Source organism: Paraburkholderia tropica, assembly GCF_900109265.1.
Lineage (GTDB): Bacteria > Pseudomonadota > Gammaproteobacteria > Burkholderiales > Burkholderiaceae > Paraburkholderia > Paraburkholderia tropica.
On the sequence record NZ_FNZM01000038.1, the window covers coordinates 1 to 14,469 of the forward strand.

General features: G+C 60.7%; 13 protein-coding genes and 3 pseudogenes. 7 read left to right on the plus strand and 9 right to left on the minus strand.

The features are described 5' to 3' along the window. Positions 1 to 248: pseudogene (locus BMY06_RS36615) on the plus strand (IS6 family transposase); the annotation flags it as partial. A 258-nt stretch (positions 249 to 506) separates the two neighbouring features. Next, positions 507 to 809 (plus strand): H-NS histone family protein, encoded by a 303-nt coding sequence (locus BMY06_RS36620; protein ID WP_074987716.1) that lies wholly within the window; start codon positions 507 to 509, stop codon positions 807 to 809. A gap of 133 nt (positions 810 to 942) precedes the next feature. Here the strand turns inward: BMY06_RS36620 and BMY06_RS39305 are convergent, their stop codons facing one another. Beyond that, on the minus strand, positions 943 to 1,311 hold the full coding sequence (locus BMY06_RS39305; RefSeq protein ID WP_124263223.1) for a hypothetical protein: 369 nt from the start codon (positions 1,309 to 1,311) through the stop codon (positions 943 to 945). 301 nt (positions 1,312 to 1,612) lie between these two features. On the opposite strand from BMY06_RS39305, the pseudogene BMY06_RS36625 reads away from it, so the two are divergent. After that, a pseudogene (locus tag BMY06_RS36625) lies at positions 1,613 to 1,966 on the plus strand (transposase); the annotation flags it as partial. 210 nt (positions 1,967 to 2,176) lie between these two features. Here the strand turns inward: BMY06_RS36625 and BMY06_RS36630 are convergent. Further along, positions 2,177 to 3,226, minus strand: a complete 1,050-nt coding sequence (locus BMY06_RS36630; protein WP_074987739.1) for an IS110 family RNA-guided transposase — start codon at positions 3,224 to 3,226, stop codon at positions 2,177 to 2,179. Between the two features lie 263 nt (positions 3,227 to 3,489). On the opposite strand from BMY06_RS36630, the gene BMY06_RS36640 reads away from it, so the two are divergent. Then, positions 3,490 to 4,631 (plus strand): IS3 family transposase gene (locus tag BMY06_RS36640; protein WP_390971854.1). Its coding sequence is split into 2 segments (ribosomal slippage): positions 3,490 to 3,742 and positions 3,742 to 4,631, totalling 1,143 coding nucleotides; the frame shifts between segments, so codons are not numbered across the junction. 38 nt (positions 4,632 to 4,669) lie between these two features. Here BMY06_RS36640 and BMY06_RS36645 read toward each other — a convergent pair. The 5 genes from BMY06_RS36645 to BMY06_RS36665 form a co-directional block, all read right to left on the minus strand. Continuing rightward, complete coding sequence (locus BMY06_RS36645; RefSeq protein WP_074987720.1) at positions 4,670 to 5,557, minus strand: histidine kinase dimerization/phospho-acceptor domain-containing protein; 888 nt, start codon at positions 5,555 to 5,557, stop codon at positions 4,670 to 4,672. An 896-nt stretch (positions 5,558 to 6,453) separates the two neighbouring features. Then, the gene (locus BMY06_RS39310; RefSeq protein WP_124263221.1) at positions 6,454 to 6,690 is read right to left on the minus strand and encodes a hypothetical protein; all 237 of its coding nucleotides are present in this window, start codon (positions 6,688 to 6,690) and stop codon (positions 6,454 to 6,456) included. Then, on the minus strand, positions 6,672 to 7,400 hold the full coding sequence (locus BMY06_RS36655) for an MgtC/SapB family protein (RefSeq protein WP_074987722.1): 729 nt from the start codon (positions 7,398 to 7,400) through the stop codon (positions 6,672 to 6,674). Before BMY06_RS36655 ends, BMY06_RS39310 begins: the two co-directional genes overlap by 19 nt. Beyond that, entirely contained in the window at positions 7,366 to 7,920 is a 555-nt protein-coding gene (locus tag BMY06_RS36660) for a hypothetical protein (RefSeq protein ID WP_143064458.1), read from the minus strand. The genes BMY06_RS36655 and BMY06_RS36660 overlap by 35 nt, the downstream gene beginning before the upstream one ends. A 210-nt stretch (positions 7,921 to 8,130) precedes the next feature. Then, positions 8,131 to 9,006, minus strand: a complete 876-nt coding sequence (locus BMY06_RS36665; protein WP_074987724.1) for a manganese catalase family protein — start codon at positions 9,004 to 9,006, stop codon at positions 8,131 to 8,133. A gap of 365 nt (positions 9,007 to 9,371) precedes the next feature. On the opposite strand from BMY06_RS36665, the gene BMY06_RS36670 reads away from it, so the two are divergent. Both BMY06_RS36670 and BMY06_RS36675 read left to right on the plus strand, forming a co-directional pair. Then, complete coding sequence (locus tag BMY06_RS36670) at positions 9,372 to 9,779, plus strand: DUF2934 domain-containing protein (protein WP_074987725.1); 408 nt, start codon at positions 9,372 to 9,374, stop codon at positions 9,777 to 9,779. A gap of 47 nt (positions 9,780 to 9,826) precedes the next feature. Next, positions 9,827 to 10,411, plus strand: a complete 585-nt coding sequence (locus BMY06_RS36675; RefSeq protein WP_074987740.1) for a pyridoxamine 5'-phosphate oxidase family protein — start codon at positions 9,827 to 9,829, stop codon at positions 10,409 to 10,411. 269 nt (positions 10,412 to 10,680) lie between these two features. Here BMY06_RS36675 and BMY06_RS36680 read toward each other — a convergent pair whose 3' ends face one another. Beyond that, positions 10,681 to 11,583 (minus strand): SDR family oxidoreductase, encoded by a 903-nt coding sequence (locus BMY06_RS36680; RefSeq protein ID WP_074987726.1) that lies wholly within the window; start codon positions 11,581 to 11,583, stop codon positions 10,681 to 10,683. Between the two features lie 267 nt (positions 11,584 to 11,850). On the opposite strand from BMY06_RS36680, the gene BMY06_RS36685 reads away from it, so the two are divergent. Then, on the plus strand, positions 11,851 to 13,644 hold the full coding sequence (locus tag BMY06_RS36685) for a thiamine pyrophosphate-requiring protein (protein ID WP_074987727.1): 1,794 nt from the start codon (positions 11,851 to 11,853) through the stop codon (positions 13,642 to 13,644). Positions 13,645 to 13,810: 166 nt separating this feature from the next. On the opposite strand, the pseudogene BMY06_RS40395 reads toward BMY06_RS36685, so the two are convergent. Continuing rightward, positions 13,811 to 14,193 (minus strand): annotated as a pseudogene (locus tag BMY06_RS40395) (DNA-binding protein); the annotation flags it as partial. Between the last annotated feature and the right edge of the window lie 276 nt (positions 14,194 to 14,469).

Genomic DNA, 14,469 nt, shown 5'->3' on the forward strand with positions numbered 1-14,469 from the left:
CCGCACGGGTAAATAACCGCGCCGAGAACAGCCACCAGCCAACCCGTAGGCGCGAACGCCAGATGTGTGGCTTTCGCGATGCGCGTCGCACGCAGGCTTTTCTTTCATGCTTCGGCCCGATCCGTCAGCACTTCGCGCTTCCAAGGCATCAGATGAACGCTGCACGTCATCGTGCCATACTTCAAGAACGCCTCGGCACATGGCGCGCTTGGACTCTTTCCGCCGCAAGCGAGACCGTTATCTGTTAAGGATAACTACGCGCGTGACGCACAGTTGCCCACAGCCGCCAACTTGACAATGCCATGACGTGTTCCATAGAACGCTGGCGATGCTTCCCTCCGTAAGCAAATCTGCCGTGCAGGATGGAGCAGGTGACGATGCAGGCGGTAGCGTATCTTACGGCAACATCGCGCCGCGTAATGCACGGGCGGCTGTTCGAGTCAGACATATCGTGAGCACCTTCGGTCGCGGTGCGATGCGAAGGAACTTCTTGTCAGGAGGATGGGGTGGCAACTTACCGGGAACTCAAGGCTCAAATTGCAGATCTTGAGGAAGAAGCCGCAGTCGCAAGGGCTTCGGAGATCGCGGAGGTACTTGCGGACGTTCGTGCGAAGGTCGCGGAATATGGGTTGACTGTACACGAGGTCTTCGAGGAGTCGCCGGGCAGAGGAGAGGCAAACAGGCGTCCACACCAATCGTTGCCGCCGAAATACCGGGACCCTGTTAGTGGATCAACCTGGTCAGGACGGGGACGGGCTCCCGCCTGGATCGCTAACGTCAAAAAGCGAGAAAAGTTTCTGATCCGTTGATTGCGGCACGTTTGCGATCCGGTCGGCGACGGGTCGGCCGAAGCTAAAAAAAAGCCGCCGGCGTCGAAACGTGGCGGCTTAACGCTTGGGACGTTTGCGAATCCCAAGTGGGCCAACTGCGTTCGCACAACGGTCAACAGATCGGAAGATCACTCGCTGACGAACGAGGCATACGGACAGATTTGCACGATGGCGACTCAGTATTTCCCGAGGAATTTAGGCAGTCGTCGGCCGCCTTGTATCCGACCGCTTCGCCGTCAACCAGTGGTTCTGCGCCCGTGCAAAAGAAAATCAGCTCATCTCCCCATTTGAAATAGGCATAGCAACGACCACGGCGGCTCTGTGTAATTGAGAAATTCAATGAGCCGAGACATGAGGTCGACCACTTGATCATCGGACGGCTGCGCATGACGCGGTAGCGCCACGCCTGGACGCTTTCACCGAGCTGTATCCTAATCACACTGCCGCGTCGATCCTGCTCAGAACCGATGTAGTCCCTCATGGCTCTCACCTTGTTCTGTCTTAACCCCGTTGCGGGGGGACATATCGTCGGGTACCGGGAGCATGGAGTCGGTAACCTGAAAAGATGCATTGTTGGCGATAATATGACAGATGCAAGCGACGCTTTCGATTTAATGCCAAACGCATTTTGCCCTTCGACGCCATGTGGTGTGGCGAGGACATGTTAGCCATCTGGCAACTGTCCGACTGGAGCGGCCCCACGTATCTGAGGACACAAGGACACTCTTAAAATAAGGGATAGTCTTGTGCCTATCAGTAAGCCTAGTCATTACGTGGAAAGCATCGAAATTCTGACCGAACCGGAGCGCCGTCGTCGGCGCACAGCGCAGGAAAAAATCGGCATCGTGCACGAAACGCTTGAGCCGGGAGCATCGGTGTCAGCCGTGGCGCGTCGGCACGGCGTCAACGCCAACCAGGTGTTCGCCTGGCGCAAGCAATACCAGGAAGGGAGTCTGGCGGCGCTCAAGGCGGGAGAATCTGTCGTGCCCGCATCGGAGCTGGCCGCTGCCATCAAGGAAATCAAGGTACTGCAACGGCTACTTGGGAAGAAAACGCTGGAGGTCGAAATCCTGAAGGAAGCCGTTGAATGGGGCCGCTCAAAAAATGTATGGTCCGCTCCGGTTTTGCAAGCGGGCTTTTTTAGGCGAGACAGTTTGCGTAAATGTATCCGGCCTCTCGCGAGTCAGCCGCTTTTGGCAGCAAGGCCATGATGGAATATGCGCGTTCGGTTCCCAATAACCTGGACCGGCCGCGAAGGCCGCTTTTTTGAACCGGGCTTACCAAACGCCGTTGCTCTGTTTCGTCATCAATTACTCGTCTGCAAACTTTGAAGAGAGTGTGGCTTTCTACAAGGCCCTTGGCTGCCGTAGGTAGAACGTTCCTTTTCGAGTGAGAATGGTCCACGCGATACGTGCCAGTTTGTTCGCTAGCGCAACAATGACCTTGTTACGGTGTATCCCCTTTGCCTCCATTGCTGAGATCCAGATTCCTAGATGATCTTTGGTCCGATCGAGATGCAGCACACATGCACGTGCACCGTGAACCAACAGCTTGCGAAGGTAAGGGTTACCTCGTTTCGTAATTCCGAGCAGATTCTGTTTTCCTCCTGTAGAAAATTCACGAGGAACAAGCCCAAGCCACGAAGCAAAATTGCGACCGGATTTGAATTGGGTCCCGGTGCCAGAGAAAGCTGTAATAGCGGTTGCTGTCAGATGAGCTATGCCGGGGATGGAGGTAAGCCGCGTTGCAACATCGTCGGCCGAAGCGATAGCTTCGATCTGGCGCCGCATTTGCAGCAGGCGCGCTTCGATCGACCGATACTCTTGCCATAATTCCTGTAGAAGTCCACGCATGGCAGTCGTCAAGCCATTGGTCTCGTCCGACAGTATGTTTGGCATATCTCGAACAAAATACGCAGGTCCCACGCCGATAGTCAGGCCATACTCAAGCAGGAAAGCGCGAGACTGATTGATGACGGCCGTCTTGCTGGACACCAGGCGCTGGCGAACTCGATGCAGTGCTTGCAGATCGAGTTGAGCTTCTGTCTTTGGTTGTGTAAAGCGCATAGTCGGGCGAGAAATCGCTTCGGCTATCGCTTCTGCGTCGACGATATCGGTCTTGTTGGACTTGACGAACGGTTTGACGAATTGCGCAGGGACGATACGAACCTGATGCCCAAAGCCGATTGCCTTACGCGCAAGCCAGTTGCTCCCAGGACAAGCCTCCATACCAATCGTTGCCGGAGAAGCACGAGCGAGGAATTCCAGCAACCGCTCGCGGTTGAAGCGGCCCTTGAATACGGGCGCTCCCTTTTCGTCGAGACCGACGACATGAAACGCTGATTTGCCAATATCGATGCCCAAGCGGGCGACTGAACTCGTGTTACGTTGACTCATGACACACCTCCAAGCGATAGGATCGGCGTCAGCGTCGATTATGCTCCGGTGAGAGGAGCGGACCATCCCATTACCTGATTGCGCGCTCGACCTTGCTGCCGGGGGACGACCGATGAAAACGGTCTGTGAAGTTCTCGGCGTGGCGCGCTCTGCCGTGGCGGTGAAGCGGGTTCGCCCGTACGTGACCCTGACCCAAGAAATAGTCCGGTTCAAAAGTAGGGAAATTCGGCATGATGTGTCCGAGCGGACACGAAGGCCATGCCATGAAGACGAGCAAGTTTACGGAAGAGCAGATCGCATTTGCACTGAAGCAAGCCGAGCTGGGTACGAAGGTCGACGAGATCTGCCGCAAGCTCGGAATTAGCGAGGCGACTTTCTACAATTGGAAGAAGAAGTTCGGAGGGTTGGGACCTTCCGAGTTGCGCCGGTTGCGCCAGCTCGAAGAGGAAAACGCAAAGCTGAAGCGACTCGTGGCCGACCTGAGCCTGGACAAGGCCATGCTGCAGGACGTACTCGCAAAAAAGCTCCGAAGCCTGCCCGTCGCCGCATGTTGATCGATGAGTTGCGTGATCGCTATCGAACGAGTCTGACGAAGACGTGTGCGTTATTCGGCATGTCTCGTTCGCTGTATCGGTATCAGTCAGTCGCGCGCGATTCGTCGGCACTGCTCATGCGTATCTGGGAGATCACCGCCACGCGCGTGCACTACGGATATCGACGCGTTCACGTGGTCCTGCGACGGGAAGGCTGGCGAGATAACTGCAAGCGCGTCTACAGGCTGTATCGCGCCGAAGGCCTGTCGCTGCGGCATAAGCGGCCGCGGCGCAACAAGTCGGCACGACTGCGGCAGCCCAGGCACATCGTGACTACGATCAATGAAATCTGGAGTATGGATTTCGTTGCCGACGCACTGTTCGATGGACGACGTCTTCGGACCCTGACCGTGGTCGACAACTACACACGGGAATGCCTGGCCATCGAGGTCGGCCAAAGTCTGAGGGGTGAACACGTGGTCGAAGCGTTGACGCGTATCACCGCCATGCGCGGCCACCCGAGCACGATCAAGGTCGACAATGGCAGCGAGTTCATCTCGAAGGTAATGGATCGCTGGGCGTATGAGAATGGCGTTGAGCTGGATTTCAGCCGACCGGGCACCCCAACTGACAACGCCAAGGTCGAAAGCTTCAACGGGCGCTTCCGGCAGGAATGTTTGAACGCGCATTGGTTCTTGTCATTGGCCGACGCGCGAAGCAAAATCGACGACTGGCGCACATACTATAACGAGGTTCGCCCCCACTCCGCGTTGCTATGGATGACGCCTGCAGAATTCGCCCGTCAGGCAAGGGAAACCGCCTCGCCTGACAACTCAACCAAGCCGGCAATCTCCACTTCCGACCGGGACTAATTCTGGGTCAGGGTCACCTTCGTTGGCGACGATCACCGTCACCTGTCCGTCGTGAGCGCGAGCCTCAATGACAATCTGCCCCGAACCATAGCGAACTGCGTTTGCCAACAGGTTACTATCAACTGTCCAATTCGGCCGCCGTCCCACCGACCTCGGAGATCACCCTCAAAACGCAGGTCAATCAATGCGTCGAGATGGGATGCGCGCACTTCATCCACCGCATCGCGACAGATGCGCCCCATATTCTGAGGCGTAAGACTTATTGGGAGCGTGTCACCCAGGCGGGTTCGCGTAAAAATGAGCAGGTCCTCGAGCATCTGTCTCATGCGCATGGCGCCACGCTGTATGTGTGCGAGGGCTTTCGTACTGGTGGGAGACAGGCCTTCATCGCGAAAAAGTATCTCGCCGAAATTCAATATGGCGCCGAGCGGGGACCGGAGATCGTGCGCAAGCACGCCAGCAAAAAGATCCCGGATACGTTCGGTGCGCTGCGCATAGTGTCGTACGGACTCCGCAAGCACCTGGTCGATGGCCTCGTTGAAGCGAATCATCTGCTGAAACGCCATGGCGCCCTCAGGTCCGGCTTTCTGCCAGCGCCGTAACACTGTGGCGCGCAGGGCACGGAATTCGGCGACAACATCGTTAATACCGAACGCATGTGAAAGGCGGTCTTCTGCGTGTAGTCGGGCGACGTAATTGAAGCAGGAGCGCGGCGCTTCAATTTTGCCGCGCGACTTGCTTTGCTGCTCCGCCGCGTTCTGCGGTTCTCGCATGTCTGCCGCGATGGCTGTCAGGATGTCGGAGGCCGAATTACGCAATTGTTCCTCGGAAAGTTGACTTTCCTCTGGGCTAATCGAAACTGCATATTCTGCCCAGTCGTCGACCAAAATCTGAATGTTGGAGTCTATGAAGTCTGCCAGGTCCATCTCACACTCCTGTCGGTCACGCGCGGGCTGTCAGTTGACCGCTAAACTCGAATACTACGCGTGCAAGCTCCGGACGAGCATATCTGCTCACGAATGCAGAAGTCATCGCCGATTGTCGTTCAAACCGACGGGCGTTCAGTCGGAGAGAACTGGGCCCAGTCTTCAGTGGTGCAATCGGGTCGACACAAGGCCGGTCAAAAAGGGGGCGCGTGAGCAAACGCGCCGTCAAGCGACAACAGACCGTCGAGACGGCTGTCTCTGCATCTTCGCGCGGACAATCTCGCGGGAAATAATGCCTCCGAGAATGCGCTGCAGCAGAGATACGGCCTGTATGTCCCCGTTCTCTCCATTCGTGGCGATCGGTAGCCCACGCAAAAACTTGCCGGCCGCCGCGCTGGCCGCGCGTGCAGTCCGCCGTGTTGGGGCAGGGCGACGCCGCTACCGAACAGCAGTTGAGCGCGCTGGCCGTGGAGTGGCCCGGACGCCTGGGTGTGCATATCGGCTATGACGAAACACGCGCACATTTTCCTGTCGCCTCCCGCGCGGGCAGTCTCGCCGCCGCAGTTGTCGACGGCCCGACCCTCCCGAGCGAGGTAGAGCGCAAGAACAAAGGGGATCTTGATGCGACCGAATTCCTGTTTGATGGCGAAAAGTCCCGCCGACATCTTCCACGCGCTCTGCCGTACCCTGGGCGTATACGGAATTGCGGCGCTGTGGCGCGTCATTCAGCGCAACGCCATGCGCCGCGACTCCAGCGGTTCTGTGCCCGTGCAACGTTATCTCAGCCTGCATCAGACGCTACCCGGCCACGCCCGTCTGCCGCTTGGTTTCCCAGATCGCCCGGACGCACCCGCCTGTGCAGCGGGGTCGCCGGTCAGCGTGACAGGCCATCTTCGTCAGATTTTTGCGGGCAGCCTGTTGAGTGTTTCACCCGATGTTCCGCTGGACGACACGGCTGCGTTCAGGCGCGGTTGCGCTGTGATGCCGAATCCGGAATTGGACGAACCAGTGGCGCGCCGCGTCGCCACGGTGGATGCGGGGCGGGGTGCGAGGACACCGCGTGCCTCGACGACGGTCTTTTGCCCGACCGTCTCGAACGACCGGGGTATCCAGTTCATTTTTCGATCGACCATGACGCCTCGTCGTGCAGACGCACGACGAGCGCGGAGAGCGCGCGTTCGACGCTGTCGTCGCCTGGAGGCGCCTGCCAGCGCACTTCGAACGAGGCTTCGAGCTGCCCATGCGGAATGCTTTCCGCGAGCCGATGCGACACGCCGAGCGTGCGCACGCGGCAATGGCGATTCGTGCAATCTCGCAGGGCTTCGTCCAGCAGGTGGCGCGCGTCTTCGCCGGCGTCGTGACCGAGCGCGACATGAGCGCGTCGGCCACGCGGCAAGCGGTGTTCCAGTAACTGAAGGGCCTGTAGCACCACGAGGCCGAGCACGATGCCGGCAATCGCGAGCAGATATTGACCGCCGCCCGCGCACAGGCCGATCACCGTGACGTACCACATCGTTGCTGCGGTGGTGACGCCTTGCACGAGGCCGTCCTTGCGCAGTATCGAGCCCGCGCCGATAAAACCCACGCCGGACAGAATACCCAGCGGCAGCCGCATCAGGTCGAGGACCACAAACGAATCGTGAGGTTTTCCTTGCTGGAGAAGAAGCAGATTGACCTGCACCATCGCCAGACAGGCGGCCATGCAGACAAGCAACGTCGTGCGCAATCCGGCTGCATTGCCCGATTCACCCCGATTCAGGCCGATGAGGGTGCCCGCCACCATCGCGAGCGCGAGGCGACCCGCAAAATCAAGCCAGGAGACGGTGAGCGGCATCGCGTTCATGATGGAACGGCGCGGCGTGCGCTCTAAGTGCCGGGCGATAGTCGAGATCGCCGACGCTATCGAACGTATCGAACAGGGCGTCGTCGAGCACGAATTCGATCGAGCTAGCCGCGCTGAACGCGGTTGACTCTCGCATCAGATCGACGCGCCCGCGCACCAGCGTGCCAATGCGCGTCTGTATCGTGCGTCGCTGCGTGGCGGGGCAACGCGCGTCGAGCGTGCTGCGTCCGGATTCGGTCGCCCGGCTCAGACGCAGCACGATGACGTCGCCTTCATTGATGAGACTGACGGTCACCCGCTTCTGCGAATCGAAAACCTGTGCCAGCGAGAGCTGGATTTCCTCCATGCACTGATCGAAATCGAATGGGTTCATGATGCGCTCCATGGCGCGAAAAGGTCTCGCCAACGTCCATGAAATCACGTACACGGTGCGCAATGCACGTGCCACTCCCCACGAGCCCCTGTTGCGCAACAGGACGGTCGCTGGCGCCGCATATTTGCCAGACTGACCGGATCCCATCTCCGGCGTTGAGATTGCGCCGATACCAAAGCGCGCTCAAAGGAACAATGGGTAGCAAAATGTCTTCTGATCGAGATCACTGCGCAACATGCAACGAAAAGAGCCCGCACTGGGGCGGGCGTAAATGTACTCGTTGCAACGGTAGGTCGGGGGCATCTTTCCTCAAGCGTTTTGCAGAACGCTACGGCGAAGCGGGTGGCCTACAACCGCTTACTTTGCCGATGTTTCACCGGAACCAAGATCGGCGCCCGTAACCGGATCGAGATCCGTGCGTGAGGCAGTTCTGGCCGCCATGGCTTTCAGCGTTTCGACGTCCTCTGCACTAACCTTGACCTGTGCAGTGCCGTCACCGCCATCCACGGCAGGTTGTGGCGACTCGACGAATTCCCACTCAGGGCCTTCGTTCCACGGGCCCCGCTGGCCGTCGCCTTTTGAAAAGTCGTAGTACACATTTGCAAATTTTCCCACGCCGGGTAGCTTGCCCTGGGGAAAATTCGGCTGGATCGCATGCAGCGCCTTCTCAAACGACTTCTGGTGGGCAATCTCCCGGGTCATCAGAAAACCCAGTGCTTCGCGGATACCGGCATCGTCGGTCACATTAATGAGGCGCTCGTAAACGATCTTTGCGCGCGCTTCGGCAGCTATGTTTGAGCGCAGGTCGGCGGTTGGCTCGCCGATGGTATCAATGTAGGCCGCACTCCATGGGATGCCGGCCGAATTGGTCAGCGCCGGTCCGCCACCGTATAAGAGTGCCGTAGTGTGGGAATCGTTGCCGCCCCCAGTCAGCGACCGGTACAACTCGGCCTCTTCTTCCACCGCCTCTGCGAGTTGCCCTTTGGCGCCCTTGTTCAGCATCGCGACGATAGAGCCGATGACTTCAAGATGACTGAGTTCCTCCGTGGCGATGTCGAACAGCAGGTCCTTGCGGCCGGGATCGTCTTCGGCGACAGCCTGGGTGAAATAGCGGCATGCGGCGGCAAGTTCCCCCTGCGGACCGCCAAATTGCTCGAGTAGCAGGTTTGCCAGGCCCGGATTAGGCGTTGCGACGCGCACGGTGTACTGAAGACGCTTGTTGTGAGCGAACATGGTGAACTCCTTCGGACAAAGCCGATCCATACACCTCTGCTGGAAAGAGATGGACATCGGCTGGATCTGACCGAACGGCGCTGGGGTCGACCGACCGCAGCGCACCCGGGTGGGCGTTCGGATCTCGGAACGAGGGTTCCGGCGGATAGCGGGGCGAGAACCGCTGTTGACATAGTCGCCCGGCCTGATTAGCACATGCCGTGCCGCGACGTGCATTCAGGCCCTAACCTAACGCTGGGCCATGCTAAGCGGCCGGCGGAAAAATTCGTTAACCGATAGAACAGTGGCTGCAAGCCTCCTGTCGCTAAGGCCGCGGAAAGCCTCAACGGTGTCGGCCTTCCTGATTGTTCCGCCAGGCACGTTCGATGCGCGATCACATTGACTGGGATTCGATGATGCCCGGCAGCGCGGCTTGGTCGGTCGACGATCAGTTACGTGGTTTGGTTCCCACTGTGTTTGAGACAATGGAGAAAAAAATGGCAGGCGGTCCAAAGCAGCAAAACGCGACTCGCGTGTCCGAAAGCCGCATCGATAGCGCGGTCGAGGCAACTTTCCCCGCCAGTGATCCGCCTGCTATCGGCGGCGCGACTCGTGTCGGAGAAAATCCGGCGGAGCGCGACGATCGCCACAATCGAGTTCGTCATCGCGCGTACCAGTTGTGGGAGCAAGCGGGCGCGCCTGACGGCCATACCGACGAATACTGGCACAGGGCCGAAGCAGATACCGCCGAAGCGCGGCGCGGCGCCTCATCCGTCGGTAACGACCAGAAGTAGCCGCAACGAAGCGCAGGTTGAGGCAGCCCATCGGCGCGGAGAAATTCATGACGCTTGACGAGATCTATGCCCGAATATGGGATTGTCTGCGCCGCGCGGCGGCTGATGCACCGCAGGAAGCACCCTCCTTCGTGACGATGCAGGCGGCGACCGTCGGTATCGACGGCGCGCCGAGCGTGCGCACGGTGTTACTTCGCGATGTGAGCGAACCGGAGGGCCTGATCTCGTTCCATACGGATCGGCGGTCGCCAAAGCTCGCCGAACTGGTCAAAGAGCCGCGCATCGCGCTCGTCGGCGTGGATGCCCGGCACAGTCTGCAGATCCGCTTAGCCGGTACGGCGGGAATTGTGCTCGACGATGCGGCGCGTCGGCTCGCCTGGATATCGAGTCCTGATCACAGCCTGATAGTGTATCGAACCACGATTGCGCCCGGCACGCGGATCTATGATCCCGACGATGCGTTTGGTGCCGACCACATCGGTGACGAGGCCGATGGGTTTGCCAATTTCTGCGTTGTGAAAGTGCGCCTGGACAGTCTCGAATGGTTGAAGCATTCGTCGAATGAGCGTCATGAACGGGCGCGTTACATTCGAGTGGGAGGCGCGTGGGAGCCGACCTGGATTGCGCCGTGACGGACTTCAATTGCGCGCACGCGTGGCCGCTCCGCTCGAGCGTGTCGAGTCGGCACAAAACCAAGCTGATGCAGGTGTGTCTGGGAGCGACGGGGCGGCTCCTCGCGTGTACGCCACCAGTAACGGTTCGCCCACGAACTGTTTGATGAACTGGAGTCGTAATGCCGCCTGTGGCAGCCAGTTCGGCTTTGTCCGTAACGGGCGATTCGGCGGCGTCGGTGCGAGCGTCACTGGCGACGCGGGGCCGCCATGGACGGCGCTTGTGTCGTCTATGGAAGATGATGCCCGCCCGTCACGCCATAGATTTCGCCCGTGACGAAGCTCGATTCCTGCGAAGCCAGCAACACATAGACCGGCGCAAGTTCCGCAGGTTGGCCGGGCCGCTTCATGGGCGTTTCCGCGCCGAACTGCTCCACCTTTTCCTGCGGCTGCCCGCCGCTCGGTTGGAGCGGCGTCCAGACCGGCCCCGGCGCGACTGCATTCACGCGAATGCCGCGCGACGCGACCTGTTTCGCGAGCGCATGTGTGAACGCGGTGATTGCAGCCTTCGTCGACGCGTAATCGAGCAGACCCGGACTCGGCTGGTAACTCTGTATCGACGAGGTATTGATGATCGTCGCGCCTGGCGGCATGTGCGGGAGGGCTGCTTTGCACAGCCAGAACATTGCGAAGACATTGATGCGGAACGTCGCCTCGAATTGCTCGGTTTCGAGATCGGCGATCCGTTCGACATAGTGCTGCTTACCGGCCACATTCACGAGGACGTCCACACCGCCGAGTTGCGCGATGCTGTCTCGCACGAGGTGCTGGCAGAAGCCTTCGTCGCCGATGTCGCCAGGCAGGGCGATCGTATTCGCGCCGGCCGATTGAGTGAGCGCTATCACCTCCTGCGCATCGCGTTCCTCGCTGGGCAGATAGTTGAGGGCCACGTCGGCGCCTTCGCGCGCGAAAGCGATCGCTACCGCGCGGCCGATGCCGCTGTCCGCGCCGGTAATCAGCGCGCGCCGTCCCCTCAGGCGTCCGAATCCCTGATAGCTAGCCTCGCCATGATCGGGCCGTGGCGTCATCTCCTGAGCGAGCCCCGGAGCGGGTTGTGGCTGGCGTTCGAAATCCGGCGCGGGATACTGCTTCGTCGGATCCTGCATCGTGTACTGGTTCAGGGTCGGTGGCATGGTTGGCTCCTTCAGGTGAAAGGCGTGGAATGACGGAAAGCGAATTGACGCTTACTCTGCGCAACTCGCGTTCCGTCATGCGGTCTCGCCTTCGTCTTCACAAACCATAGGCTGCCCGCCCAGCCCTCTCGCAGATGCGCGCCGCGGCGCAGCAGGCGATCGCGTCAACGTCGAAGGATTCATGCCCCCGACGGTCAGTCAGGCAGGTTTGCGTCTTGCGCAGATGGACGCATCGATCCCGCGAGCAACGCAAGAGGAGAGCGTCCAATGGCCAGCGCAACCGTAAGCGATTTCATCGTCGAACGTCTGCACCAGTGGGGTGTACAGCGACTGTTCGGCTATCCTGGCGACGGTATCAACGGCATGTTCGGCGCCTTGCAGCGTGCCAAAGGCAAGATGGATTTCGTGCAGGCGCGTCACGAGGAAATGGCCGCATTCATGGCGAGCGCCCATGCAAAATTCAGCGGCGGGCTTGGGGTCTGCATCGCGACATCGGGGCCGGGCGCCGCGCATCTGCTCACGGGTCTCTACGATGCGCGCCTCGATCACATGCCGGTGCTGGCGATCGCGGGACAGCAGGCGCGCTCGGCGCTGGGCTCGCACTACCAGCAGGAACTCGATCTCGTGTCAATGTTCAAGGACGTGGCCGGCGCCTATGTGCAGCAGCCGAGCGTGGCTGCGCAGGTGCGCCATGTGGTTGACCGCGCCGTGCGCATCGCGTTGTCTCGCCGCACGGTAACCGCCATCGTGCTGCCGAACGATCTCCAGGAACTCGAATACGAAGCGCCGCCGCGCAAGCATGGCACCGCGCACTCCGGGGTCGGATACGCCGCGCCCGAAGTCCTGCCGCGTCAGGAGGATCTACAGCGCGCGGCAGATGTGCTCAACGCCGGGCATCGCGTGGCGATGCTGGTGGGCGCAGGCGCGCTGCAGGCCACTGACGAAGTGATCGCCGTGGCCGAACGTCTGCATGCGGGGGTAGCCAAGGCGCTGCTGGGCAAGGCCGTCGTGCCTGACGACCTGCCTTGGGTGACCGGCTCGATCGGACTGCTCGGCACGAAACCGACCGACGAGATGATGTCGTCGTGCGATACCTTGCTGATGGTGGGATCGGGCTTTCCGTACGCCGAATTTTTGCCGAAGGAGGGCGATGCGCGCGCCGTGCAGATCGACATCGACGCGGGCATGTTGAGCCTGCGCTATCCGATGGAAGTCAGCCTCGTCGGTGACAGCGCGGCCACGCTGCGCGCGTTGCTGCCGCTGCTCGAACAGAAGAGCCAGGAGAGCTGGCGCAACCGCATCGTGCAGGCGAACGAGCGCTGGCAACGCGTGCTCGACGAGCGTGCGCAGGCGCCGACGGGCGGCAAGGTAAATCCGCAGCGTGTGGTGACGGAACTGTCGCCGCGGCTGCCCGATGGTGCGATCGTCACGAGCGACTCCGGCTCGGGCGCGAACTGGTATGCGCGCGATCTGAAAATTCGCCGCGGCATGATGTGTTCGCTGTCGGGCGGGCTGGCGTCGATGGGCGCGGCGGTGCCGTATGCCATCGCCGCGAAATTCGCGCATCCGGGGCGGCCGGTGATCGCGCTGGTCGGCGACGGTGCGATGCAGATGAACAATATGGCCGAACTGATCACGGTCGCGAAGTACTGGCGCAACTGGGCCAGCCCGTGCTGGATCTGCGCGGTCTTCAACAACGAGGATCTGAATCAGGTCACCTGGGAGCAGCGCGTGATGATGGGCGATCCGAAATTCGAGGCCTCGCAGGATATTCCGAACGTGCCGTATCACCGATTCGCGGAATTGATCGGCCTGACCGGCATTTACGTGGACGACGCCGAACAGATCGGCGACGCCTGGGAACAGGCGCTGGCTGCGCCGCGTCCGGTTGTGATCGAGGTGAAGACCGATCCCGAGGTGCCCCCGCTGCCGCCGCATGTGACGCTCGATCAGGCGCGCCATTTCGCGACGGCCCTGATGCAGGGCGACCCCGGCGAGCGCGGCATCATCGCCAATACGGCGCGGCAGGTGATGGCTTCGGTGCTGCCGGGCAAGAAGTGACCCGCTGCGCTCGACGGGGAGACGCTCGCGACTAGCGGAAAGGTGTGGTCAATGGCCGCAGCGCGGGCGCAGGCCGGTCGTCGTAGAAACTCTCGCACGGTTCAACGCGTCCTTGCCGCGTAACGTACTTGCCCCGTGCACGGTGGAGGGCTAGCGGTGCGACACAGCGTGCGCAGCGCGAGACTGCCGCCTTCTTCGCGCCAGCGGATCGCCTGGCCGCACCCTTCGTTTCCGCAGCCTTCTTCGCCGCTGCCGAGCGATTCACGGCCGGACGGTCCGCCGCGCTTTTCGTCTGCCTGAACACAGCAGCGGGCGACGCTCGCGCCTTGCCCTCTTTCTTCCGCGCGTCGTGCGCGAGCGCTTCACTTTCGACTCGGCGCTGACGGGCGCTTGCTCGCCCCTACTGGCGGCGCGGTCTAGGGTGGCCCGCTTGCGCGTCCCCTCGCTGGCGCCGCTTTTCGACACTCTCAACGATGGCGGGAGATCCACGCCCGCGCGGCGCACCTTCGACAGCCCGATCCCGATAGCCTGCTTCGCCGAGCGGACGCCCGAAGGCCAGAACGACAAGCGCAAGAGCGCCGCGCAAAAGGCGCTGCCGACGATCGAAGAGCACTATCGGATGTCGCAGACGCTGGCGAAAAAATTAGGCGCGAAGACGAACTGATCGCGGCACTCGGTGGCGCGCGAACGTGGTGGTCTTCAGGCATCCAAAATGCGCCTATGCAGCATCCGGTGATCGCTCGGCGACGAGCGCGTGCCGCTCGTTTCGCTTAGTTTGCTCCGGCTCCTCTCTCTGGCGTCCGAATGTCGAGCCAAGCCCGATAT

Bases quoted from the DNA above. Each gene is read 5' to 3' on its own strand.
- BMY06_RS39305 (WP_124263223.1), bottom strand. From the start codon at position 1,311: ATGAGGGACTACATCGGTTCTGAGCAGGATCGACGCGGCAGTGTGATT.
- BMY06_RS36630 (WP_074987739.1), bottom strand. From the start codon at position 3,226: ATGAGTCAACGTAACACGAGTTCAGTCGCCCGCTTGGGCATCGATATT.
- BMY06_RS36645 (WP_074987720.1), bottom strand. From the start codon at position 5,557: ATGGACCTGGCAGACTTCATAGACTCCAACATTCAGATTTTGGTCGAC.
- BMY06_RS39310 (WP_124263221.1), bottom strand. From the start codon at position 6,690: ATGGTCGATCGAAAAATGAACTGGATACCCCGGTCGTTCGAGACGGTC.
- BMY06_RS36655 (WP_074987722.1), bottom strand. From the start codon at position 7,400: ATGAACGCGATGCCGCTCACCGTCTCCTGGCTTGATTTTGCGGGTCGC.
- BMY06_RS36660 (WP_143064458.1), bottom strand. From the start codon at position 7,920: ATGGGATCCGGTCAGTCTGGCAAATATGCGGCGCCAGCGACCGTCCTG.
- BMY06_RS36665 (WP_074987724.1), bottom strand. From the start codon at position 9,006: ATGTTCGCTCACAACAAGCGTCTTCAGTACACCGTGCGCGTCGCAACG.
- BMY06_RS36670 (WP_074987725.1), top strand. From the start codon at position 9,372: ATGCGCGATCACATTGACTGGGATTCGATGATGCCCGGCAGCGCGGCT.
- BMY06_RS36675 (WP_074987740.1), top strand. From the start codon at position 9,827: ATGACGCTTGACGAGATCTATGCCCGAATATGGGATTGTCTGCGCCGC.
- BMY06_RS36680 (WP_074987726.1), bottom strand. From the start codon at position 11,583: ATGCCACCGACCCTGAACCAGTACACGATGCAGGATCCGACGAAGCAG.
- BMY06_RS36685 (WP_074987727.1), top strand. From the start codon at position 11,851: ATGGCCAGCGCAACCGTAAGCGATTTCATCGTCGAACGTCTGCACCAG.